This is a genomic window from Ruegeria sp. CH8 (genome assembly GCF_056536985.1).
The window spans coordinates 136571-161128 of sequence record NZ_JBQFQR010000001.1 but is presented as its reverse complement, the minus strand read 5'-3'; the positions used below and the strand labels follow the sequence as shown (position 1 = coordinate 161128).

General features: G+C 58.1%; 21 protein-coding genes. 16 read left to right on the top strand and 5 right to left on the bottom strand.

Features of this window, described 5'->3' with window-relative positions:
* Positions 1-49: 49 nt before the first annotated feature.
* From purL to ACR0ER_RS00795, 3 genes are all read right to left on the bottom strand, one after another.
* On the bottom strand, positions 50-2209 hold the full coding sequence (gene purL, locus ACR0ER_RS00805; protein WP_480767302.1) for a phosphoribosylformylglycinamidine synthase subunit PurL: 2160 nt from the start codon (positions 2207-2209) through the stop codon (positions 50-52).
* A 170-nt stretch (positions 2210-2379) separates the two neighbouring features.
* The gene (locus tag ACR0ER_RS00800; protein ID WP_480767301.1) at positions 2380-4665 is read right to left on the bottom strand and encodes a mechanosensitive ion channel family protein; all 2286 of its coding nucleotides are present in this window, start codon (positions 4663-4665) and stop codon (positions 2380-2382) included.
* Positions 4666-4943: 278 nt separating this feature from the next.
* The gene (locus tag ACR0ER_RS00795; RefSeq protein WP_170329990.1) at positions 4944-5852 is read right to left on the bottom strand and encodes a LysR family transcriptional regulator; all 909 of its coding nucleotides are present in this window, start codon (positions 5850-5852) and stop codon (positions 4944-4946) included.
* 169 nt (positions 5853-6021) lie between these two features.
* Here ACR0ER_RS00795 and ACR0ER_RS00790 point away from each other — a divergent pair, with 169 nt between their 5' ends.
* The 10 genes from ACR0ER_RS00790 (at position 6022) to ACR0ER_RS00745 (ending at position 17467) form a co-directional block, all read left to right on the top strand.
* A complete protein-coding gene (locus ACR0ER_RS00790; protein WP_480767300.1) occupies positions 6022-9441 on the top strand; it encodes an indolepyruvate ferredoxin oxidoreductase family protein in 3420 nt (1139 codons plus the stop codon).
* 80 nt (positions 9442-9521) lie between these two features.
* Complete coding sequence (locus ACR0ER_RS00785) at positions 9522-10400, top strand: lysophospholipid acyltransferase family protein (RefSeq protein ID WP_480767299.1); 879 nt, start codon at positions 9522-9524, stop codon at positions 10398-10400.
* Between the two features lie 8 nt (positions 10401-10408).
* A complete protein-coding gene (locus tag ACR0ER_RS00780; RefSeq protein WP_480767298.1) occupies positions 10409-11218 on the top strand; it encodes a glutamate racemase in 810 nt (269 codons plus the stop codon).
* Positions 11219-11312: 94 nt separating this feature from the next.
* Entirely contained in the window at positions 11313-12341 is a 1029-nt protein-coding gene (gene argC / locus ACR0ER_RS00775) for an N-acetyl-gamma-glutamyl-phosphate reductase (RefSeq protein WP_480767297.1), read from the top strand.
* Positions 12342-12348: 7 nt separating this feature from the next.
* Complete coding sequence (ccmE, locus tag ACR0ER_RS00770; RefSeq protein WP_480767296.1) at positions 12349-12795, top strand: cytochrome c maturation protein CcmE; 447 nt, start codon at positions 12349-12351, stop codon at positions 12793-12795.
* Positions 12796-12942: 147 nt separating this feature from the next.
* Positions 12943-13554, top strand: a complete 612-nt coding sequence (locus ACR0ER_RS00765; protein ID WP_480767295.1) for a holin-associated N-acetylmuramidase — start codon at positions 12943-12945, stop codon at positions 13552-13554.
* Positions 13545-14123: a holin family protein gene (locus tag ACR0ER_RS00760; protein WP_480767294.1), complete on the top strand. Its 579-nt coding sequence runs from the start codon at positions 13545-13547 to the stop codon at positions 14121-14123. Before ACR0ER_RS00765 ends, ACR0ER_RS00760 begins: the two co-directional genes overlap by 10 nt.
* A 75-nt stretch (positions 14124-14198) precedes the next feature.
* Positions 14199-16163 (top strand): heme lyase CcmF/NrfE family subunit, encoded by a 1965-nt coding sequence (locus ACR0ER_RS00755; protein WP_480767293.1) that lies wholly within the window; start codon positions 14199-14201, stop codon positions 16161-16163.
* Positions 16160-16615: a cytochrome c-type biogenesis protein gene (locus ACR0ER_RS00750; RefSeq protein ID WP_480767292.1), complete on the top strand. Its 456-nt coding sequence runs from the start codon at positions 16160-16162 to the stop codon at positions 16613-16615. Before ACR0ER_RS00755 ends, ACR0ER_RS00750 begins: the two co-directional genes overlap by 4 nt.
* 75 nt (positions 16616-16690) lie before the next feature.
* Positions 16691-17467, top strand: coding sequence for an enoyl-CoA hydratase-related protein (locus ACR0ER_RS00745; RefSeq protein WP_480767291.1), 777 nt, complete (start codon positions 16691-16693; stop codon positions 17465-17467).
* Between the two features lie 3 nt (positions 17468-17470).
* On the opposite strand, the gene bmt is transcribed toward ACR0ER_RS00745, so the two are convergent.
* Both bmt and ACR0ER_RS00735 read right to left on the bottom strand, forming a co-directional pair.
* A complete protein-coding gene (gene bmt, locus ACR0ER_RS00740) occupies positions 17471-18484 on the bottom strand; it encodes a betaine--homocysteine S-methyltransferase (RefSeq protein ID WP_480767290.1) in 1014 nt (337 codons plus the stop codon).
* Positions 18485-18605: 121 nt separating this feature from the next.
* Positions 18606-18923: a DUF1476 domain-containing protein gene (locus ACR0ER_RS00735; RefSeq protein WP_170330002.1), complete on the bottom strand. Its 318-nt coding sequence runs from the start codon at positions 18921-18923 to the stop codon at positions 18606-18608.
* A gap of 187 nt (positions 18924-19110) precedes the next feature.
* Here ACR0ER_RS00735 and purC point away from each other — a divergent pair, with 187 nt between their 5' ends.
* The 6 genes from purC to ACR0ER_RS00705 all read left to right on the top strand — a co-directional run bounded on the left by purC (position 19111) and on the right by ACR0ER_RS00705 (position 24550).
* Complete coding sequence (gene purC, locus ACR0ER_RS00730) at positions 19111-19866, top strand: phosphoribosylaminoimidazolesuccinocarboxamide synthase (RefSeq protein ID WP_170324827.1); 756 nt, start codon at positions 19111-19113, stop codon at positions 19864-19866.
* 128 nt (positions 19867-19994) lie between these two features.
* Entirely contained in the window at positions 19995-20657 is a 663-nt protein-coding gene (locus ACR0ER_RS00725) for a MarC family protein (RefSeq protein WP_480767289.1), read from the top strand.
* Between the two features lie 116 nt (positions 20658-20773).
* On the top strand, positions 20774-21004 hold the full coding sequence (gene purS / locus ACR0ER_RS00720) for a phosphoribosylformylglycinamidine synthase subunit PurS (RefSeq protein WP_109311572.1): 231 nt from the start codon (positions 20774-20776) through the stop codon (positions 21002-21004).
* A gap of 4 nt (positions 21005-21008) precedes the next feature.
* Positions 21009-22052 (top strand): zinc-dependent alcohol dehydrogenase family protein, encoded by a 1044-nt coding sequence (locus ACR0ER_RS00715; protein ID WP_480767288.1) that lies wholly within the window; start codon positions 21009-21011, stop codon positions 22050-22052.
* 11 nt (positions 22053-22063) lie between these two features.
* Positions 22064-22732: a phosphoribosylformylglycinamidine synthase subunit PurQ gene (purQ, locus tag ACR0ER_RS00710; protein WP_170330005.1), complete on the top strand. Its 669-nt coding sequence runs from the start codon at positions 22064-22066 to the stop codon at positions 22730-22732.
* A gap of 36 nt (positions 22733-22768) precedes the next feature.
* Positions 22769-24550, top strand: coding sequence for a sensor histidine kinase (locus ACR0ER_RS00705; RefSeq protein WP_480767287.1), 1782 nt, complete (start codon positions 22769-22771; stop codon positions 24548-24550).
* The last annotated feature ends 8 nt before the right edge of the window (positions 24551-24558 follow it).

The window sequence follows — 24558 nt, the reverse complement described above, 5'->3', positions numbered from 1 at the left end:
ACCCGCACCCATCAGGACGCAGGTTTTGCGATCAAATCGTGATCAATAGTCAGGCCACGGCCTCGGCAAAGCTGCTGCGGAAGGTGGCGGTCAGGTCCTCAAGCGCGGCCTCGGTGTTGCCGATGCGTACGCTGTCACCTGTAAAGCGACCAACAGAAACCAGCGGAACGCCGGCTTGACCGGCTGCAATCATCAGCGCCTCGGCCTGATCGAAGTTACAGGCGACCAGATAGCGGGCCTGATCTTCGCCGAACAGGAACTCGGTCGAGGCATCGTCGAGGTGGACACCCACGCCTGCGGCCTCGGCCAGTTCGAAGGCTGCCAGTGCCAGGCCGCCATCGCCCAAGTCGGTGCAGGCTTTGATCATCTCGCGATTGGCGCGGATGAAGTCACCGTTGCGTTTTTCGGCGTCCAGATCGACATGCGGCGCGTCGCCGTCTTCGCGGTTGAAGACCTCGGCCAGCAAAGCGGATTGACCCAGATGGCCGTTGGTTTCGCCGATGACCAGAGCCACGTGACCCTCACGGACTTCGTTTCCGATGATCTCATCGGTGTGGGACAGCAGACCAACCGCGCCAATTGTAGGGGTCGGCAGGATCGCCTGACCATCGGTCTCGTTATACAGCGAGACGTTGCCCGAGACGATTGGCATATCCAGTGCGGCGACGGCCTCACCAATACCCTGAATGGCGCCAACGAACTGGCCCATGATCTCGGGCTTCTCCGGGTTGCCGAAGTTCAGGTTGTCGGTGGTCGCCAGCGGTTTGGCACCTACGGCGGTCAGGTTCCGATAGGCTTCGGCTACGGCCTGCTTGCCGCCTTCAACAGGGTTGGCGCGCACATAGCGCGGGGTCACGTCGCTGGTGAAAGCAAGCGCCTTATCGGTGCCGTGGACGCGGACCATGCCAGCACCCAGTCCGGGCGTGCGAGAAGTATCGGCCATGACCATGGTGTCATATTGTTCATACACCCACTGCTTGCCCGCATAGTTGGGGGAGGTGAGCAGGGCGCGAAGGCCGTCGATCGGGTCGATCTGAGGCACTTCTGAAAGCTCTTCGGCTTCGGGCGTCGCAACCCACGGGCGGTCATATTCCGGCGCGGTCGAGGATAGTTTCGACAGGACCAGATCGGCTTTGACCTCACCATTATGGACGATCAGGAAGCGGTCTTCGGCGATGGTCTCGCCAACAATGGCGAAGTCGAGGTCCCATTTCTCGAACACGGCGCGGGCTTCAGCCTCCAATTCAGGCTTCAGAACCATCAGCATGCGTTCCTGAGACTCGGACAGCATCATTTCATATGCGGTCATGTTCTCTTCGCGCTGAGGAACGTTCTCCAGATCCAGACGCACGCCCAGACCACCTTTGTCGCCCATCTCAACAGCGGAACAGGTCAGGCCAGCGGCACCCATATCCTGAATCGAGATCACGGCGCCAGTCTGCATCAACTCTAGCGTGGCCTCCATCAGGCGCTTTTCGGTGAAGGGGTCGCCGACCTGAACGGTTGGGCGTTTTTCTTCGATCGTGTCGTCGAACTCGGCCGATGCCATGGTTGCACCGCCAACACCGTCACGCCCGGTTTTGGCACCCAGATAGACGACGGGCATACCCACGCCCGAGGCTGCCGAGTAGAAAATCTTGTCGCTGTCGGCCAGACCGGCGGCGAATGCGTTCACAAGACAGTTGCCGTTATAGGCCGGGTGGAAGCGGACTTCGCCGCCGACGCAGGGAACGCCAAAGCAGTTGCCATAGCCGCCGATGCCTTCGACCACGCCGTTGACCAGTCGACGGGTCTTGTGGTGGCCGGGTTCGCCAAAGGACAGAGCGTTCATCGAGGCAATAGGACGTGCACCCATGGTGAAGACGTCACGCAGGATGCCACCAACACCGGTTGCCGCGCCCTGATAGGGTTCGATGTAGGACGGGTGATTGTGGCTTTCCATCTTGAAAACCACGGCCTGACCGTCGCCGATATCAACCACGCCCGCGTTCTCACCCGGTCCGCAGATTACCTGGGGACCCGAGGTGGGCAGGGTGCGCAGCCACTTTTTGGAGGATTTGTAAGAACAGTGCTCGTTCCACATGGCCGAAAAGATGCCCAGTTCGGTGAATGTCGGCTCACGCCCGATGATCTCAAGGATCATGTCGAATTCGTCGGGCTTGAGCCCATGTGCGGCGATCAGATCGGGTGTGATTGCGGGCTCTTGCATCTTCTGTCCTGTGTCCAAGTGGGCCGAGATTGCGCGCCTTTTAGGGCAAGGGCGCGCCCGTGGAAAGGGTTAAGACCCGCAAGGCATAGTTTGACGCGGTCTGCGGGTTAATAAATGGCCGCCCGGCTGGGTCAGCAGGACGGCCATTCTGGATTTCAAAGGGTTCCGGATTATTCCGGCGCGCCGTGTGCCGAGCCGGGTTTCTGCGCCTGTTGTTCGGCTTGCTGGTTGGCGGCCTCTCCGGCTGCAGCGCCGATGGCGGCCTTTTGTTCCTCGGTCAGGTGATCGGCGTCATCCAGACCGGGGATCGCAACGCGCACCTCGCGGCGGGCAAAGTCGATGCCGTTTTCCTTGAACGCGGCTTTGACCCGGTTGAAGATTTCCTTGCGCAGCGTGAACTGCTTGCCCGGCTTGGCCATGAATTTACCACGAATGATCATGCCCACATCGTCAAAGTCGAACACACCCTGAGACTTGAAGGGCTGCAGGAAACCGTCCTTGTGGGTCTCGTCCTCCATCATCTCGGCACCGATCTTCTTGAAGATCTTCTTTACCTTGTTGGGGTCGGTGTCGAAGGGCACGGTGAATTTCAGTTTCATGATGACCCAGTCGCGGCTGTAATTGGTCAGCTTCTGAATCTCACCGTAAGGAATGGTGTGAACGGGGCCGCGATGGTGGCGCAACTGCATTGAGCGGATCGAGATTTTCTCGACCGTACCAGTGGTGCCGCCCACATCGACATATTCGCCGACACGGAAGGCATCATCGACAAGGAAGAAGATGCCGCCGACGATATCGGCCACCAGTTTCTGGGCACCAAAGCCGATGGCCAGCCCCAGAACACCGGCACCCGCAAGAAGCGGCGTGATGTTGATCCCCAGCGCACCCAAAGCGAGCAGGACAAAGATCACCGCAATGGCGGCCTGTGCGGTCACACGCAGAAGGGGCAGAACTGTCGCCAGACGCGACCCGCCAGAACCACCACCTTCGCCAGCCTCTTCATCAGGGCTTTGTTCGGAGGCGGTTTGTTCCTTGGCCAGGCGACGGTTGATCCAGAGCGAGACGACCTCGTTCAGGATGTAGCCGACGGCAATGATGATGAAGAACTGGATCAGCTTGCTGCCGGATTCATCACCGCCACCCGCGATTTCCTGGAGGTCCAGGTCCCATGCCCTCGCAATCATTAGGATGACCAATATCCCAGCCAGAACCCGACCAATACGGATATAGCTGCGTTTCGTGGATTTATACGCCCGCTCGGCCACTGGGCCTTCGCCCATCATCGGTGGCTGCAGATGGCGCACCAAGCCGCGGATCAGGGTATCCAACGCTGGCGCAATCAGCAGCCAGAACATGGTTGTGAAATGCGCGCCTTTCAAAAGCAGGTTGCGGATCATGGGATCGCGATGCGCTGCAAGGAATTCAACCAGAAGCCAGATCACGGCTGAGACGCCGATCGCAAAATAGGGGTAGTAATGTGCTACTTCCTCGTCGAATTTGGTGCGGTCTGGGTCGGTGCCCAGCATCATCTGCGACAGACCTTCACGCGCCTTCCAGGCAATAACGCCGATATAGATATGAATCCCTGCATTGAGCCAGAATCCAATGCGCGTTTCGCCTCCCGTGACGCCGTTCAGCCTGTTGAAATGCAGGATAAACAGCGTCAGCCCGATCAGGATCAAAAGACCGATCAGATTGCGGTGCAGGTACTTGGCCCAATGGTCGTCAATATTGACAAGCCGATAATGCGGCTGGTTCGGAGCTAAAATGAACCGCGATGCGGCCGCTCCAAGACGGGGAATCCAGATCAGGTAGAAAACGAAGGGCGCGGCGTAGGTTAACTGTTCCGGGCTCAAAAGGCCTCGTCCGACAGCACGTATCACCACATAGAATACAACCAAGCCTGCTATTTCACGGCAAAACCGGCCGAAGAGGTACCGAACGGCACCCCAAAGATCATTCTCGTCTTCGGCTGCGGGAGGTCTATGCCACTTGCGAGTAAGAAAACCGAACAGCTTTTCTGCGACGAACCCGACGATCAGTACACTCAGAACTAATCCCATCAGAACGAAAGCACCGTTTGTCCCAAAGGTGCCAACAAAATTGTCGACTGCATGTGCCTGAGCGCTGAAAAGATTGGGTATGGTGACAATTACATGCGTCCATGAGGCCACCATCGCGGCCCAGATCGCGTTTATTTCTTTAATCGGATCTTCCCGGTCCTCAGCTTCGGCGGCTTTTTGTTCGGCGACCGCATCCAGACGTTCCAACAGGATGGCACGGACCTGATCGTCAGACATGCGCGCGACCAGATCGTCCACCTGCTCAGGCGTCAAATCATCGGGAATGCTAACGGTGCTAGCGGAACTGGTTGCGCCGTTTTCCTGTGCCAGAACAGGCCCAGTAAAGAAAATAACGGAAATTATCGCCAACAATAGGCGAAGGGGTTGAAACATCGAATCTGTCCTCGAACACAAGTCGTCGTGATTTTTTCGTGATCATAGGTCTAAGTACCCGAGTTTCCCAGATGTTTTGCCAACCGGAGCTGCATACGTGGCCCAAAAGCAAAAAAAAGGCCGAGCACTAAGCTCGGCCGTAGTCCAACAGGGAGGTATGAAGATGATGAGCGTTTCAGCATCACCGCCTTCGAGTGCTCATTTAGGGATCAGTTTGTGAACGATCAAGATGTTTCAGACTGATTGCCGAACATGTCCGCTATGCCGAGTGTGCATAGCTAGAGTTTTCCCATCTGCTTCAACTGTTTGCGTTGGGCGATGATCTCGTCCTGAACGAAGTCGCGGAATGCCGCGACGCGCTTGGAATGGCGCAACTCCTCGGGGTAGGCGAGGTAGACGGGAACGTCAGCGGTTTCGATATCGGACAGAACCGGCACCAGATGCGGAAAATCCTGCGTGACGTAGTCCGGCAAAACGCCGATGCCAAGATTGTGCAGCACACCCTGTAAAACGCCAAAATAGTTGTTCACAGTCAGCAGCGAGCCGGGATTATACGTCATCAGGTGCCGTACCATTGATGCGCTGGCCCCGACCTGCGGGGCCGAAGGCGTTTGACAGATAAGCCGGTGATCTTTGATCTCGTCCAAAGAACCCAGCATCCCTCCGTGTGTTTCGATATACTCCTGAGTGGCGTACAGCATCATCTGTACTGTCATCAGTCGCTTGCGGACCAGATCAGCTTGGCTGGGTTCCTTCATCCGAATGGCCACGTCGGCCTCGCGCATGGGAAGGTCCAGAACGCGTTCTTCCAACATCAAGTCTATGTTGAGGTCGGGGTATTGGTCGTAAAGTTTCGGCAGGCGCGGGGCCAGCCACAGCGTACCGAAGCCGAAAGTGGTTGTTACACGCAAAACGCCAAAGACTTCTTCTTCGCTGTCGCGGATGCGCGCGGCAGCGGCGTCAAGACGTTTGGACATGGCTGAGGTTGCATCGAACAGCAACTCACCTTGTTCGGTCAAGATCAACCCGCGCGCGTGGCGGTGAAACAGAGTGGAATCAAGCGACTCTTCCAGTGCCCTGATCTGGCGGCTGACGGCCGATTGCGACAGGTTCAGTTTGTCACCCGCATGAGTTAGGCTGCCTGCATCCGCCACTGCGTGAAATATCCTAAGCTTGTCCCAATCCATCGCCGCAACTTTCGTTATCTTTCGGAACGCCTATATGAAATAGGTAACAACTTCCACATTCAAAGGCTGAAATCCTTTGGCTTCAGCGGATAAACTCTATACGGGTCAGAAATTATGACCTAAAATGGGTGAAAATGTAGCACACTGATCTGACGAGGGGAGGCGTCTGATGAGTCAGCCACAAATATCGCTGAATGACCGGTTCGATCTGGAAAAGAACCCTATCCTTTTGAACGGCACACAAGCGCTGGTACGCCTGATGCTGATCCAAAAGGCGCGGGACACGCAGGCAGGGTTAAACACTGCAGGTCTCGTGACTGGGTACCGCGGTTCTCCATTGGGTGCCGTGGACCAACAGATGATGCGAGCCCGGAAACAACTCGCCGAAAGCGACGTCACCTTCCAATATGGCCTGAATGAAGATCTGGCCGCGACAGCCCTGTGGGGCAGTCAACAAGCGGGGCTGCGCGGGGACGGGCGGTTCGACGGTGTGTTCGGCCTCTGGTACGGCAAAGGGCCGGGCGTGGACAGGTCCGGCGATGTAATGCGCCATGCCAACATGGCGGGCACCGCCGAACACGGCGGTGTGCTGATGGCAATGGGTGACGACCATACTGGCGAGAGCTCGACCGTTTTGCACCAGTCCGAGTGGTCTCTGGTTGACATGTACATGCCCATTGTCAGCCCGGCGGGGGTTCAGGAGGTTCTGGATTACGGCGTTTATGGGTTCGCGCTCAGCCGGTTCTCAGGGCTTTGGGTCGGGCTGAAGACTATGAAAGACACGATCGAGGTGACTTCGGTCGTAGATGGCAGCGCCGACCGGATGAATTTGGTCGTGCCCGAGTTCGACATGCCCGAAGGTGGACTGAACATCCGTCTGGGCGACACGCCGCACCTGCAGGAAGGGCGGGTCATCGATTTCAAGCGCTTCGCGGCAGAGACATTCGCGCGCGTCAACAAGATGGACCGGCGGGTCTGGGGCAAGCCAGGGGCCAAGATCGGCTTTGTTGCGGCGGGCAAGAACTGGTTGGACCTGACACACGCGATGTCTCTTTTGAACATCAACGAGGGTGAAGCCGAGCGTTTGGGCATCACCACCTACAAGATTGGTCAGACCTTCCCGCTGGACATGGCCGGGTTCCATTATTGGGCCGAAGGGCTAGACCTGATTGTTATCGTTGAAGAAAAACGAAAACTGATTGAGGTGCAGGTCAAAGAGGCCATCTTTGACGATCGCCGCGGTCGTCGCGTCTATGGCTGGTACAAAGGCGGGGCCGGGACCCTGCATCGCGAGGAGTTGTTCCCGACGTGTGGCGCACTAGACCCGATCATGATCGCCGAGAAACTGGGCGGAATTCTGATTGAAGAAGGTCGCGATACCGACGGTGTCCGTGCCGGGCTTGCCAGGCTTTCTGAAGCCCGCCGTGCCGACAATGCCGAAGAAATCGCGACACGCCTGCCGTATTTCTGTTCCGGTTGCCCGCATAACAGCTCAACCCGGTTGCCCGATGGCAGTCGTGCTTATGCGGGTATCGGCTGTCATTACATGGTGCAGTGGATGGACCGGGAAACTACTGGCTTTACCCAGATGGGCGGTGAGGGCGCGAACTGGATCGGCGAGGCGCCATTTTCGACTACCAAACACGTGTTCCAAAACCTTGGCGACGGCACCTATAACCACTCGGGAGTTCAGGCGATACGGGCGGCCTTGGCGGCAGGGACGAATATCACCTTCAAGATCCTCTACAATGATGCCGTCGCGATGACCGGCGGGCAGGAGAACGAAGGCGGCCTAACCGCAGAACGGATCGTGGCCGAGGTCAAAGCCATGGGCGTTCAGCATGTCGCGGTGGTTTATGACGAAGAAGAAGACTTGAATTTCAAGGCCCTGCCTGCCGGAGTTGGTACCTTCGAACGCGCCAAACTGATGCAGGTACAGCAGCAGTTCCGCGAGATCGAAGGCGTTTCGGTCATCGTTTACGTCCAGACCTGCGCGGCCGAGAAGCGGCGGCGGCGCAAAAAAGGCGCATTCCCGGACCCGGACAAAAGGGTCTTTATCAACACCGATATCTGCGAAGGCTGCGGTGACTGCGGGGTGCAGTCGAACTGCGTCTCGATCGTGCCGAAAGAAACCGAATTGGGCCGGAAACGGGCCATCGATCAATCCAGCTGCAACAAGGATTTCTCTTGCCTCAAAGGGTTTTGCCCGTCGTTTGTAACGTTAGAAGGCGCGCAAATCCGCAAAGAAGCAACGACCGAGATCGACCTGCCGGATCTGCCCCAACCCGTGCTGCCCGAAATTAAGGGGACGCATAACGTGGTGATCACCGGGGTCGGTGGCACAGGCGTTGTGACCTTGGGTGCCATTCTGGCCCAGGCCGCACAGATCGACGGCAAAGGCGCGGGCATGATGGAGATGGCAGGCCTGGCCCAAAAGGGCGGCGCCGTGCATATCAACTGTCGTCTGGCCAACCGCCCCGAGGATATTAGCGCCATTCGTGTGGCTACGGGCGAAGCGCACGCGTTGATCGGTGGCGATCTGGTGGTGTCCGCAGGGGCGAAGACGCTGGGATTGACGCGGGCGGGTCAAACCGGGGCTGTCGTCAATTCTCATGAAACGGTCACCGGCGACTTCACCCGCGATACCGAGTTTCGCATACCGGGTGATCGGCTCAGATTGTCCTTGCAGGCGCGGTTGAAAGAAGGTGTCTCGCTGTTCGATGCAACCGAACTGGCGCGTGCGGTGATGGGGGATTCGATCTATTCCAACATGATGATTTTTGGCGCAGCATGGCAACGCGGTCTGCTGCCGGTCAGCCATGAGGCCATCTTGTCCGCCATCGAACTGAACGGCACGGCGGTCGAGCGCAACAAACGCGCGTTCGACATCGGTCGCTGGGCCGTGCTGCATCCGCAGGAGGTTGCTGGGATTCTCGAGCCTAATAAGGCTGAAATGCCGAAAACTCTGGATCAGATCATCGATTTCCGTGTGCGGCACCTGACTGCCTATCAAAGCGGTCGTCTGGCCAAGCGGTATCTCAAACTGGTCAATGCGTTTGACGATGAAGGTATCCGCAAGGCCGTGGCGAAAGGCTATCACAAGCTTCTGTCTTATAAGGATGAATACGAGGTTGCCCGGTTGATGCTGGACAGCCGAGAAAAGGCAACGGCTGAGTTTGATGGGGATTTCAAAATGACCTTTCATCTGGCACCGCCGATTCTGGGTGGCACCGGATCGGACGGTCGGCCGAAGAAACGGGCCTTTGGGGAGTGGTTGCTGAAGCCGATGAAGGTTCTGGCCAAACTGAAAGTTCTGCGCGGGACACCGCTGGATATCTTCGGTTACAGTGCCGAACGGCGGACGGAGCGGAGCCTGATCAAGCAATATGAATGGGATATCAAAGAGATAACGCCGCTTGTTACACCACAGACGCGGGATGCTGTTATTGCACTTGCGCAACTGCCGCTGGACATTCGCGGATTCGGGCCGGTGTTGCGTGCCAATGAGACCAAAGCCGCCAAACGGCGCGAGGAACTGCTGGCCGTGATCCGTGACGGCGGGCCTGAACTGCGCGCAGCTGCCGAGTAAATCGTCACGGTCTTGTCACGAAACCTAGGCAAAATTGTTGCTTAAACCTATCTTGCAGGCAGCAAACCTCGGAGACTCGAATGCCCTCGCGCCGCCACGTCGCTCGTGACATTTCTTATGCCCATTCCGCCGAAACCAAGGGCGGGAAGATGGTGATCAAACTGATGGAGAACACCACAGGCCGTTTGCGTCTGATTAAGCGCGCGGATGGTTATGAGAAAGAAGTGACCGATGGACGTGATTTCTGGTCTGTGATGGTAGATCGCTATGGTCTGTCGCTGGATGTCGTCGGCGGGGGTCTGTCGAACATTCCGAAAACCGGCCCGCTGATCCTGATCGCCAATCACCCATACGGCATTTTGGATGGCCTCATAATGGGGCACATGTTGTCCGAGACGCGCGGTGATTTCCGAATTTTGGCCCATCGCGTGTTCCGCAAGGCCGAGGACATAAACCGCATCATCCTGCCGATCTCGTTTGACGAGACCAAAGAGGCAATGAAGCTGAACCTTGAGACGCGGAAAACCGCGCTGAATTATCTGGGTGAGGGCGGCGCGATCGGGATTTTCCCGGGTGGTACGGTAAGCACAGGGGTGAAGCCGTTCTCACACCCAATGGACCCGGGTTGGCGCGGATTTACGGCGCGGATGGTGGCCAAGTCGAACGCTACGGTCGTTCCGGTTTTCTTTGACGGTCACACCTCGCGTCTGTTCCAGATCGCCAGCCATTTGCACAGCACTTTGCGCATGGGGCTGCTGATAAAAGAGTTTAAAAAACGCGTTGATACGCCGGTCAAGGTTGTCATTGGCGACCCCATCGGGCGCGACGTTCTAGACCCTTTGGCCAAGGATACACGCAAGATGATGGATTTCTTGCGCAAAGCCACGTATGAGCTTTCCCCAACGCCGCTGAAGTCTTACGACTACGGCTACGAGTTTGAGGAACGGCATCGCGCCTAAAGGGGCAAATGGCAGTAGGCATCTTTGATTCTGGATTGGGCGGTCTGACCGTTCTTGACGCCGCGCAGAAACGTCTGCCGGACGTGGATTTCCTGTATTTTGCGGACAGCGCCCATGCGCCCTATGGCGTGCGCGATGCCGAGAATATCTATGACCTGACGCGCCGCGCCGTTTACGACCTGTGGAATCGCGGCTGTGATCTGGTGATTCTGGCTTGCAACACCGCCAGTGCCGCCGCGTTGCGCCGGATGCAGGAAGAGGGTGTGCCCGATGGCAAACGCGTTCTCGGCGTTTTTGTGCCGCTGATCGAAGCCCTGACCGAGCGGCAATGGGGTGACAATAGCCCTCCACGTGAGGTTGCCGTGAAACATGTGGCGCTTTTTGCCACGCCTGCGACGGTCTCCAGCCGCGCTTTCCAGCGGGAACTGGCGTTTCGCGCAATTGGTGTGGACGTCGAAGCACAGGCCTGTGGCGGTGTTGTCGATGCCATCGAAGACGGCGATATGATTCTGGCCGAAGCGTTGGTGCGCAGCCATGTGGATGCGCTGAAACGGAAAATGCCGGAACCTCAGGCCGCGATACTGGGCTGCACCCATTATCCGCTGATGGCCGAAACCTTTCAGGCCGCCTTGGGCCCGGACGTTCAGGTGTTCAGTCAGGGTGCTTTGGTGGCTGAAAGCCTTGCGGACTACCTGCAACGGCACCCGAAAATGCAGGGTGAGGGCCAAGGTGGCTTTCTAACAACCGGCAAGCCAGGATTTGTCAGTGATCGGGCTACGCAGTTCCTCCGACGACAAATCACGTTCGAGGCCGCCTGACTTAGGTCAAGGACGGCTTGCCGCATTCTCCTTTATTCGAAGGCCGTCGCATCGGCGGTCGTGATATGTGACACTTTGGAACAAGAGGTCTGACATGACCCATAAAATCGCAATTCTGGGTGCTTCCGGCTATACCGGCGCCGAACTGGTGCGGCTGATCGCCGAGCACCCGAACATGGAAATCACCGCTCTGGCCGCCGAGCGTAAGGCCGGGATGTCGATGGCGCAGGTCTTTCCGCATTTGCGTCACATGGACCTGCCGGACCTGTGCAAGATCAGTGAGATTGATTTCTCGCAGATCGATCTGTGTTTCTGCGCGTTGCCACACAAGACCAGCCAGGAGGTCATTCGCGACCTGCCGAGAAACCTGAAAATCATCGACCTGTCTGCGGATTTCCGTCTGCGGGAAGCGGAAGAGTACGAAAAGTGGTACGGCAACCCGCACGTGGCCTTGGAACAGCAAGAAGAGGCTGTTTATGGCCTGACCGAATTCTATCGCGACGATATTCGTGCGGCGCGGCTGGTGGCAGGCACAGGGTGTAATGCGGCAACGGGTCAGTATGTGCTGCGGCCACTGATCACGGCCGGTGTGATTGATCTGGACGATATCGTGCTGGACCTGAAATGCGCCGTGTCGGGCGCAGGTCGGTCGCTGAAAGAAAACCTTCTGCACGCTGAACTCAGCGAGGGGTACAATGCCTATGCCGTCGGCGGCACCCACCGGCATCTGGGTGAGTTCGATCAGGAGTTCTCGGCCTTGGCAGGTCGGACCGTGCATGTGCAGTTCACGCCGCACCTGATCCCGGCCAACCGGGGCATTCTGGCGACGACCTATGTTAAGGGCGATCCAGCCAGTGTGTATGAAGCACTGGTCAAAGCCTATAAGAATGAACCGTTTATCCAGATGTTGCCGTTTGGCGAGACACCCTCGACCCACCATGTACGGGGCTCGAATTTCTGCCATATCGGTGTTGTTGGCGACCGGATCGAACGTCGCGCCATCGTGATTGGCGCATTGGATAACCTGACAAAAGGTAGCAGTGGCCAAGCCTTGCAGAACGCCAACCTGATGTTAGGTGAGGATGAAACTGCGGGCCTGATGATGGCCCCGTTGTTCCCGTGAGGACGAAATGAAAACGCTCAAGAAACGCCGTCGTGTACAAGTCATTTTGCTGGCCGCCGTGGCCCTAGTTGTGGCCACGGGGTTGATTGGGTATGCGTTGCAGGACGGTATCAACTTTTTCCGCTCACCCAGCCAGGTGATCGCCGAGCCGCCGAAACCGACCGAAGTGTTCCGCATCGGTGGTCTGGTCGAGGAAGGCTCGATCATACGCGGGCAGGGCGAGACGGTGCATTTTGTCGTGACTGATGGAGGCGAGAGCGTGCCGGTGGCGTTTACTGGCGTGCTGCCTGATCTGTTTGCCGAAAATCAGGGCATGGTGGGCACGGGATCTTATGTGAATGGTGTTTTCGAAGCCACTGAAATCCTTGCGAAACACGATGAAACCTACATGCCGAAAGAGGTTGTGGATGCTCTGAAAGAGCAAGGCGTTTACCAGGAAGCTGACGAAAGCTGAACACAGCAGCGCTTTATGCCTCCGGCGGGAGTATTTCGGAAAAGATGAAACGGGGCGTTGCGCGCAACAGGCGGGCAGCGCCCTGTTTCGTCGGGCGAACTTAATAGGTTTGAGAAACCGTGTGTCGGACCAAAGGCGGAGGGTGCGATGCAGACGGTGCGACAGATTGCAACTGAAATCGTGGCGCGTGAAGGCGGGTTTGTGGATGATCCGGACGATCCCGGCGGGGCGACCAAATACGGTGTGACCATTCACACCATTCGGCGTCTCGGGCTGGATCTGTCAGGTGATGGGGCAATCAATAGTGCCGATGTGCGAATGCTCAGCAAATCGCATGCCGTCGATATTTTTGTACAGCATTACTTTGAGCAGCCCCGATTGAGCCTGCTACCGCAGGTTCTGCACTCAACTGTATTTGACATGTACGTCAACGCGGGGGAGCAGGCGGTCAAGATCCTTCAACGTCTGCTGCGCGAGATGAGGTTTGGGATCGCGGTGGACGGTGTCGTTGGGCCGAAAACTGCGCGGGCCTGTGAGAATGCGGCGGACCCTGATCCGGTTGCCTTACGCGATGCCTATGGGGTTGCACGGCGCAACTTTTACTTTCGTCTGGCCGATCACCGACCCGCTTCCCGCAAATACGCCCGGAGCCGGGCTGGTGGTAAAGGCGGGTGGATTCGCCGGGCCGAGGAATTTGTCTCACCAACCTATCACCTGAGCGATGCAGATTTTCAAAGGAGGGTTGCGGGATGGGATTGATCTCGAACGTCTTGACGTTTCTGTTTGGCAGCGGGCGCAACGTCGTGCGCGAAACCACTGAATTATTTCGGGAAAATGCCGAAAACGGGGCCGAGCGCGGCCTGACGTTGCAGCAAAAGGCAATGCTTCAGTTCGGTCAGGAATTTCAGGCGCCGCAAAAGGGGGCGTTTGATCGGTTCATGGACGGGCTCAATCGGTTGCCGCGTCCGGCGATGGCGCTGGGGACGCTGAGTTTGTTCATCGCCGCGATGGTCGATCCGTTGTGGTTCGCGGCGCGGATGCAAGGGATCGCCTTGGTGCCGGAACCGTTGTGGTGGCTGCTTGGGGTGATCGTGTCGTTTTATTTCGGTGCACGTCATCAGGCCAAGGTTCAGGACATGCAACGAGAAATCACCGCCACGATGCAGCGCACCCCACAGGTGCTGGAAAACTTGCGGGCGTTGAAATTCATGCGCAGCGATGAATTCGGGGCTGCCGATCCGGGGACAGACGTTGATTTGGCGGAAAGCGCAGGCCATCCGGACGTTAACCCGGCACTGGAGGATTGGAGGCGTAAACGCGTGGCCTGACCCGCGACACTATGCTCGCCCCAAAGGGGCGAAAGTGATTGGTGCTTGCCCGGCAACGGGATTATATCCGGGGCCATGATTACAGAACTTGGCCACTTTGCCCTGATCCTCGCTTTTCTGGTTGCCATCGTGCAGTCGGTGGTTCCGCTGATTGGTGCCGCCAAACGGTGGCCTGGATGGATGTCCTTTGCCGAACCTGCGGCCATCCTTCAGTTCCTGCTGGTGGGGTTCTCTTTCTGGGCGCTGGTCTGGGCGTTTGTGACCTCGGATTTCTCGCTGCGAGTGGTGGTTGAAAACAGCCATTCGGCCAAACCGATGCTGTACAAGATCAGTGGCACATGGGGGAACCACGAGGGCTCGATGTTGTTGTGGGTACTGATCGTCTCGTTGTTCGGTGCCATGGCCGCGTTTTTTGGAGGCGGTCTGCCACCCACGTTGAAAGCGCGGGTTCTGGCGGTTCAGTCCGCGATCGCTGTGGCGTTCTTTGCCTTCATTCTGTTCACCTCGAACCCGTTTGACCGGTTGATCGTGGCTCCGTTTGACGGGCGCGATCTGAACCCGCTGTTGCAGGACCCCGGTTTGGCCTTTCATCCGCCGTTCCTGTATCTGGGTTACGTGGGTTTGAGCATGGCCTTCAGCTTTGCCGTCGCTGCCTTGATTGAGGGGCGCGTGGATGCCGCATGGGGCCGCTGGGTGCGGCCGTGGACGCTGGCCGCCTGGGTGTTTTTGACCATCGGCATCGCGCTGGGGTCATGGTGGGCGTACTACGAACTCGGCTGGGGCGGGTTCTGGTTCTGGGACCCTGTCGAAAATGCCTCGTTCATGCCGTGGCTTTTGGCTGCAGCGCTTCTGCACTCAGCTATCGTGGTGGAAAAGCGCGAAGCGTTGAAAAGCTGGACCATTCTGCTGGCGATCATTGCCTTTGGTTTCTCGCTGATCGGCACATTTATTGTGCGGTCGGGGTTGCTGACGTCGGTTCACGCATTCGCCAATGACCCCGAACGCGGTGTGTTCATCCTGTTCATTCTGGTGATCTTCATTGGCGGGTCTCTGACCTTGTTTGCCGCGCGCGCGCAAGCGATGGAGGCCAAGGGCGTCTTTGGCATGGTCAGCCGCGAAAGCGCGCTGATACTGAATAATATCCTGCTGGCTGTTAGCTGTTTCGTCGTGTTCGTCGGGACGATGTGGCCGATGGTGGCCGAAATGGCGTTTGACCGCAAACTGTCGGTCGGGGCGCCGTTCTTCAACTCGGCCTTCACACCGTTCATGGTTGCTTTGGGCATTACACTGCCAGTGGGTGCGATGTTGCCGTGGAAACGCGGCAAGCTTGGCAAGACCGCTTATTCCCTGCGCTACGCCTTCCTGCTGGCGCTGGCTTTGGCCTTGCTGGTCTGGGCGATGCAAACGGGGCTCAGTGCGCTGGGGCCGGTTGGTCTGTTCCTTGGCGCATGGATCACCTTTGGCGCCGCCATCGATTTGTGGAGCCGCACGGGCCGCAAAGGCAGCCTCAAGCGCTTGGTCCGTTTACCCGGTGCAGATTGGGGCAAGGCCGTGGCGCATACCGGTCTGGGCGTGACCATGTTTGCCATTGCCGGCCTGACCGCGTGGGAGGTCGAAGACATCCGCGTCGCGCAAGCGGGTCAGCCGTTCGAGGTCGGGCAGTTCACCCTGACCCTGGAAGATGTGCGACGCGTGGAAGGGCCGAACTATTTCTCGACCATGGCAGATGTGCGAGTTGAAAAGAATGGACGCCCCATGGGCACGCTTCATCCTGAAAAACGGGACTATCCGGTCGCGCGGATGCCCACCACCGAGGCAGCGATCGACTATCGGTTCCTTGGCGACCTCTATGTGGTAATCGGCGACCAGCAAGCCGATGGCGGCTGGGTCATGCGGACTTATATCAAGCCGCTGGCGAACTGGATTTGGGGCGGGTGTATCCTTATGGCTCTGGGCGGTTTGCTCAGCCTGTCGGACCGCCGGTTCCGGGTTGCAGCCGGTGCGCGCAAGGCGCCAACGGGTGGAGTACCTGCGGAATGAAACGTCTTATCCTGATCCTGACTCTGATCGCGTCGCCTTTATTCGCCGTGCAGCCCGACGAGGTGCTGGATGATCCGGTGCTGGAACAAAGGGCCCGGGACCTGAGCACCGGGCTGCGCTGTCTGGTGTGTCGTAACGAAAGCATTGACGAAAGCAACGCCGAACTGGCGCGCGACCTGCGCCTGCTTCTTCGGGAGCGATTGGTCGCCGGTGACACGGATCAGGAGGCGATTGCCTTCATCGTAGATCGTTACGGTGAATATGTGTTGCTGAAACCGACCACGTCAGGCTCGAACCTGATGTTGTGGTTGGCGGGCCCGATTATGTTGCTGATCGCTGCGGCGATGGGGTGGAGCTTTCTGCGCAAGCGATCTCAGGTTCAGGCTAGCGGTGAAAAGGACAAATTGACCGACGCCGAGAAAGAGCGTTTGCGCCAAATTCTTGAAGACTGACCCAGGGTTCTGCTTTTCCTTCCACTGCATTTCGGTCAGGGTTCCGAAAAGACCGGAATTTTTGGGGAGGGGTTCATGGAATACGAAACAGTCCTGCTGGACATCACGGACGATCTGGCGGTTGTTACCCTGAACCGTCCCGACAAGCTGAATGCACTGACGGCCCAGATGCGGGCCGAGATCACGCACGCCATGAAGCATGCAGCACGTCACGCGCGGGCAATTGTTTTGACTGGGTCCGGCGGTGCGTTTTGTTCGGGCCAGGACCTCGGGGATGCCTCCAGCACTGGCAAGATCGATCTTGAACGGACGCTGCGCGATGAATACGAGCCGATGTTGGAGTCGATCTATGATTGTCCGGTTCCCACCATTGCCGCCGTTAACGGGCCGGCCGCCGGGGCAGGGGCGAACCTTGCGCTTTGCGCAGATGTGGTGATCGCAACCGAAAGTGCATATTTCCTTCAGGCCTTTGCCCGGATTGGCTTGTTGCCTGACGCAGGGGGAACGTGGTTTTCGCCGCGTCAGATGGGGTTCGCCAAGGCCATGGGCGCCGCACTATTCGCCGACAAGATCAGCGCGCGGCAGGCGGATGACTGGGGCCTGATCTGGGAGGCCGTGCCCGACGACACGTTCGACGCCCATTGGCGCAAGCGCGCGGCGTATCTTGCCAGCGGCCCCACGGCCGGATTCGGAGCGATCAAAAAGGCCATTCGTGGGACCTATGAAAAAACGCTGCCGCAACAACTGGCGATTGAGGCGCATTTGCAGGGCGATTGCGGGCGCAGCCGCGATTTTGCCGAAGGTGTCGTGGCCTTCATGGAAAAACGCCCCCCGAAATTCGAGGGGCGCTGAAGCTTAGGCGCGACGGCGGCGTCGAGTGCGCCGCTCTGGCGCGGCATCGTCGCCGGTGCCATCCGACGCTGAGGAAAACGGCCCCAGAGCATCGGTGATCTGGTCCAGCGTCGGGCGTGATCCGCGCGGCGTGGTATCCAGGGCCTCGCGCATTTTTCGAATATGGACCGGCATGGTACCGCAGCAACCGCCAATTATGGTGGCCCCTGCATCGCGTGCCATAACAGCATATTGCGCCATCAGTTCGGGTGTTCCGTCGTAGTGGATGCTGCCATCCAAATATTTCGGAATGCCTGCGTTACCTTTGGAAATCAGCGAACGCTCGGTTCCCTGGGCAACAAATCCCAGAACAGTGCGCATGATATCGGACGAGCCGGTACCGCAATTGGCGCCGAAGGCAATCGGTGGGTTCGTCAGGGTTTCGACCAACTGCGCCAGATCGGCAGATGTGACACCCATCATGGTGCGCCCGGCAGTGTCAAAGCTCATGGTACCGCACCACGGCATGTCGGCCAAGGCAAACGCCTCGGTCGCTGCGCGGAATTCTTCGGGGGCGCTGATCGTTTCGACCCACAGAACGTCTGCGCCACCTTCCTTGAGCGCCTCGGCCTGCTCATGGAACATTTCAACGGCGTCCGCGTGCGACAGGCTTCCGACGGGTTCCATGATCTCACCGGTCGGACCAACCGACCCGGCCACGACAACAGTGCGTCCGGCCTTATCGGCGATTTCGCGACCCAATTCAGCACCAATGCGGTTCAGTTCGGCCACCCGATCCTGCGCGTCATGCAGTTTCAGACGCGCGGCGGTTCCACCAAAAGTGTTAGTGAGGAACAGATCGCTGCCCGCATCTACCCAACCTTGGTAAAGCGCCCGGATCTTTTCGGGCGAATCCACGTTCCACAGCTCGGGTGCGTCGCCTGATTGTAGGCCCATGTTGAACAGGTTGGTTCCTGTTGCCCCATCCGCCAGAATAGCATCGTTGGTTTCGAGTAGCTTGCTCAGTGCATTTGTCATTGGGGTGTTCCAAAAAAGGCAAAAAAGCCTGATAAATATAAGAGACGCCCCGTGTCTCACGACCGGGGCGTTAAATCAAATTCATAAATCTCATGAAGATCATGAGGTAGGCGCTAAGGCCTTAGTCTGTTTCGCTGAGGACCTGCGATTTGGCTTCGGGCAGAAGCTCGGCCATCTTGGCCCGGATTTCTTCGTCCGAGGACAGAGCACCCAGGTCGCCGGAAACTTTGCGCACAACGTCTTCGTGGCCAACTTCTTCCATATCGGCGATCACGACGGTTTTAGCGTAGTCTTCGGCATCTGCACCGGATTTACCCAGCTTCTCTGCGGCCCACAAGCCAAGCAGCTTGTTGCAGCGGGCCTGTGCCTTGAACTGCATTTCCTCATCATGAGCAAATTTGGCTTCAAAGGCGTTTTCGCGTTCGTCAAACGTGGTCATTGGTTGGGGACCCCTTGGATTACAACTTCTTCCCTGATGATATGACTATACGTGCAGCTGTTCGCAAGGGAATTGCGCTGCGTCAAAGCCCCTCGGGTCAGTAAACTTGCGGGAAAGGGGGGCTTGCACTATGAGAACGCCAACGTGAGGGGACTCATTCCCTCTGTTCAGAGTGGAAAGGTCGCTTATGGCGCGTCGCAAGAAAATCTATGAAGGTAAGGCCAAGATTCTGTACGAAGGACCCGAGCCAGGCACCATCGTTCAGTATTTCAAGGATGACGCCACCGCGTTCAACGCCGAGAAAAAGGACGTGATCGACGGCAAGGGCGTGCTGAACAACCGCCTGAGCGAGTTCTTCATGAATGGTCTGGCCCAGATTGGCGTGCCGACCCACTTTATCCGCCGTCTGAACATGCGTGAACAACTGGTGCGCAGCTGCGAGATCGTGCCGTTGGAAGTGATCGTGCGCAACTATGCGGCCGGGTCGATGTCGAAACGTCTGGGCATTGCCGAGGGCACGCAACTGCCGCGTCCGATCGTGGAATACTGCTACAAAGACGACGCGCTGGGTGATCCTCTGGTCACCGAGGAGCATATCGCCGCCTTTGGCTGGGCCAGCCAGCAGGACATGGAGGACATCCTCAGCCTCGCGCTGCGGGTGAATGACTTCATGAGCGGCGTCATGCTGGCAGTTGGGATCCGTCTGGTCGACTTCAAAATCGAAATAGGCCGCGTTTATGATGGTGACTATCAGCGTCTTATCATCGCGGATGAGATCAGCCCCGACAGCTGCCGCTTGTGGGATATCGAGACCGGTCAGAAGCTGGACAAGGACGTGTTCCGCCGCGATCTGGGCAGTCTGACCGATGCCTATTCCGAGGTCGCGCGCCGTCTGGGCGTCTTGCCGAAAAGCAACGTGACCAAGCCGACGCTGATCAACTAAGCGTTTCGGTGCAGTTATGTTGAAAGCGCTGTCCATTCAGACGGCGCTTTTTTCTTTTGCTCTAGTGGTTTGACAGCGCGCCCGGTCCTTCGCATTGTCGGGGCAGGTACAACCAGGGTGGTCCCGACATGGCCGAATTGTTCGATCAGGCTGTCTTTCTGAAGTTCCTCGCGGCGCTGCTGGCGATTTTTAACCCGCTTTACGGCATCCCAATTTTCCTGAGCATGACCGAAGGCTATTCGGCGTCCGAGCGCAAGCGCGTTGCGCTGATCGTGACGGGCACCGTTGTGATCGTGGCCCTGATCGCTGTGCTGGTAGGCGAAGAGGTGTTGGCCATCTTCGGCATCGACATCCCCTCGTTCCGCATTGCCGGTGGGTTGATCATTCTGGGGGTGGGCATGTCGATGCTGAACGCCTCGGACCGGCCACAGGGCGATCAGCAGGCAGTAGAAGAGGGCGCGCGGAAGAAAAGCAACATCGCCGTCGTGCCGCTGGCGATTCCCCTGACAATCGGACCGGGGACCATCGCGACCACGATTGTCTTTGCTCACACGTTGTCGGACGGGGCCGAGATTGTAACCTTGGGGTCCGCGGTGCTGATTGCATGTGCGATCGTTGGCTTGGGATTGCTGTTCGCTGACCCGATCTCAAGGTTTTTTGGACCGACCATGATCAACGTGATCACCCGCGTCATGGCGATTATCCTTGTCGCCGTTGCCGTTGAGATGGTGCTGACCGGCACGTTTAACGCAATAGAAGCGCGCTTTCCCAGTCTGAGCGGCGGAAGCTGATCCGCCAACCTGCGTCAAACTGTATTCTGACAAGGGTTGTCGAACGCTGTTTCGCACGCTATCCCCCGCGCAACGGAACGGGCCTGAAACCACGGCCCTCAGCTGGAGTTGCGGGAATGAAAGCACGGGTGCATGTGATGCTGAAGAACGGGGTCCTCGACCCGCAGGGTGAGGCCGTACGGCACGCTTTGGGCGCCATGGGCTTTGATCAGGTCGAAGGCGTGCGTCAGGGCAAGGTGATCGACCTTGAACTGGCCGAAGGCGCGACCGAGGCCGACATCACCGAGATGTGCGAAAAGCTGTTGGCCAACACCGTTATCGAACGCTACGAGATCGAACTGGTCTGACTTGATGCGGGCAGCCCGTCTGATCACCTATCGTCAGCCGTTGGAGTTGACGACCATTCCCGACCCGGAACCGGCCGAGGACGGCGTTGTCGTCCGGGTGCTGGCCTGCGGCGTTTGCCGGTCGGATTGGCACGCGTGGTCGGGGTCTGACCCCGATGTGATCTTGCCGATAACACCCGGGCATGAATACTGCGGCGAGGTTGTCGCGGTTGGTGCACGTGTAAATCGTTGGAAGGTCGGGGACAGGGTGATCGCGCCCTTCATTCTAGCCTGCGGCCATTGCCCGGATTGTGCGCAGGGTCATCAGACGATCTGCTCGGATCAGGTGGTGCCCGGTTTTACCTGCGACGGGGCCTTTGCCGAATACATTGCCGTCGCGCATGCTGACGCCAACTTGACTGCCCTGCCGGACACGCTTGCACCGGAAATCGCAGCGGCCTTGGGCTGCCGGGTAACCACCGCGTGGCAGGCATTGGTCGGTCGAGCTCAGATACAGGGCGGTGAGTGGCTGGCTGTGTTTGGAGGCGGCGGTGTAGGAATCTCAACGCTTTTGCTAGGCAAAGCGTTGGGCGCGCGCGTCGTGGTGGTCGATATCGCGGACGACAAGCTGGCCTATGCCAAAAGCCTTGGTGCCGATGCGATCGTCGATGCGGCCACCAGTAATGCGCCGGAGGCCGTGAAAGAAATCACCAACGGCGGGGCGCATATCGCGATTGAGGCGCTGGGGATCGAAACCACCACCGTTGCTGCCGTAAACTCACTGCGCAAGCTGGGCCGCATGGTGCAGATCGGGATGCCGACCGGACAGCATTCGAACATGTCTCTGCCGATGGACGTGCTGTATTCCGGGCAACTGGCCATCTACGGCACCCGCGGGATGCCAAGCTGGCGCTATCCGTCGCTGTTGTCGCTGATTTCCGGGGGCCGTGTTGATCTCAGCCCGCTGGTGACGCGAAAAATAACTCTGAACCAGGTGAGTGACGAGCTTGCCGCCTTTGACCACCCAGCGCCACCCGGTGTTGCCGTGGTCACCGATTTTGTCTGTTAGGAGGGTCCGCAATGCGCGCAGCCGTCATCGTTTTCCCCGGTTCGAACTGTGACCGGGACCTTGCAGTGGCTTTTGAACAGGCCGGGTTTCAGGTCGATATGGTCTGGCACAAGGACGCCGCGCTGCCCGAGGGTATCGACATCGTGGGTGTACCCGGCGGGTTCTCGTACGGTGACTACCTACGCTGTGGTGCCATCGCCGCGCAGTCGCCGATCTGCAAGGCCGTGGTCGATCACACAAACCGTGGCGGTTACGCCGTGGGTGTCTGCAACGGGTTTCAGATTCTGACCGAGACCGGAATTCTGCCCGGCGCCCTGCTGCGTAACGCTGGCTTGAAGTACATCTGCAAGACCGTCGGCCTTAAGGTGGAAACCAGCGACAGCGCCTTTACCCAAGGCTATAACGCAGGCGACGTGATCGGGATTCCGATCGCCCACCATGACGGAAACTATTTTGCTGACGACGCCACATTGTCCACGCTTCAGGATCAGGACCGGATCGCATTCACCTATACCGAGAATCCGAATGGATCGGTCGGTGACATCGCCGGTATCCTATCGGAAAACCGCAGAGTTCTCGGGATGATGCCCCACCCGGAACGCGCGGCCGATGCAGGCCACGGAGGCACCGATGGAACGGCATTGTTCCGCGCATTGTCCGGTGTTCTCGCGCCAGCGTGACTTGAGGTTACGCTTCAGCAAGCGTAATTTTCACGGATGAGCTCCGATGTTCAATCTGGCCGGTCCTTTTTGAAAAAACCGTTTCGCGGTGCCCCTCTTGGGTGGCGCCTGCGCTTGGCTGTGATCGCTCTTCTGGTTGCCGCGTGCGCGACGATCTGGGTTACGAACCGTCTGTTGACCGACAGGTTCACGGAGTCGACCCGTAACCGCGCCGAAGTGCGTCTGGCGTTGTACTCTGGCAACCTGCTGAGTGAACTTCGCAGAAATGCGATTGTACCCCAGCTTCTGTCCCGCGATCCCACGTTGATCTCGGCGCTCCAGTCCAGTGATTATTCCTTGTCTAGCCAGCGCTTAATCTCATTTGTAGAAGAGATCGGTGCCGCATCCTTGATGCTGTTGGACCGGGATGGTCTTGCGCGGGCGGCAACAGACAGAAACAGGCTGGGAGAAGCGCATCGCAGCTCGCCCTATTTCATTGATGCCTTACGCTCGAATGCCACTATATTTTCGGTTATTCCGAAGGAGTCTGGTGGCTACAGCTTTGTCTATTCCCGCCGCATCGACGCCAATGGCGATGTACTTGGTGTAATTGTCGTCGAAGTCGATCTGCACAAATTCGAGCTGACCTGGGCCGGTATCTCAGATGCGGTGATGGTGACAGACAGCACAGGAACCATCATTTTGTCGACCGAGCCGCAGTGGCGCGGGCTAGACGAAAACGCGGCCATGCTGCGTCAGCCACCGGAGGGCGCGATCCAGCGCGCGATCCGGGCAACAGCGGATTGGACCGCTCCTCTACCGCCTGATGCCTACCTTCAGGGCGAGGCCGTGATGCGAATGGAAACGCGCATTCCGTTCCGTGGTTGGCAAATGACATCGTTCACGACTTATGCCTCGATCAGGGAAAAGGTGAACAGCGTCCTTGCGCTCGAGATCATGGGATTTGCGATTCTTTTGGCGCTGGCCTTTTACGCGCTTAGCCGTCGGGCAACGTTCCGGATGGCATTGTTCCAGCGTGAGTCGGCAGAGCTTCGCGCATTGAACATGCGGCTACAGCGGGAAATTGCTGAGCGGGAACGGGTTGAAAAGACACTGGAAGTTGCTGAGCAGACGCTAGCGCAAAGTTCGAAACTGGCCGCTCTGGGTGAGATGTCGGCGGCCGTCAGTCATGAGCTGAATCAACCACTGGCTGCAATGAAAACCTATCTGGCGGGGGCGCGTTTACTGCTGCGCAGGAACCGCCCCGAAGAGGCCTTGGCCAGCTTTGGCCGCATCGACGGTCTGATCGAACGGATGGGCGCGATTACACGGCAGCTCAAATCTTACGCACGCAAGGGTGCGGACGCGTTTTCCCCTGTAAATCTTGGTGAAGCACTGGCCTCATCCCTGTCTATGATGGAGCCGCAACTGCGGCAACGCGATGTAAAAATAACTCAAATTCTTCCTGAGGAACCTGTTATAGTGATGGGGGATCGGATGCGGATAGAACAGGTTATGGTCAACCTCTTGCGCAACGCGCTGGATGCCACCAAATCTGTATCAGAGCCGGATGTGGAAATCATCCTGGCGGCGGGTGACATGGCGGTGCTGACCGTGCGCGACAATGGTCACGGAATCGAAAATATCGAGAACCTGTTTGAACCGTTTTATACCACCAAGCAGCCTGGAGATGGGGTCGGTTTGGGACTTGCCATCTCTTCTGGTATCGTGAACGACCACGGGGGACGGCTGACTGCCCGCAACAGCCAGCAAGGTGGTGCGGTGTTTGAGATGCAGTTGCCGATACTGGGAAGCGATGGCCTTGAGGCCGCTGAATAACAAAGGAA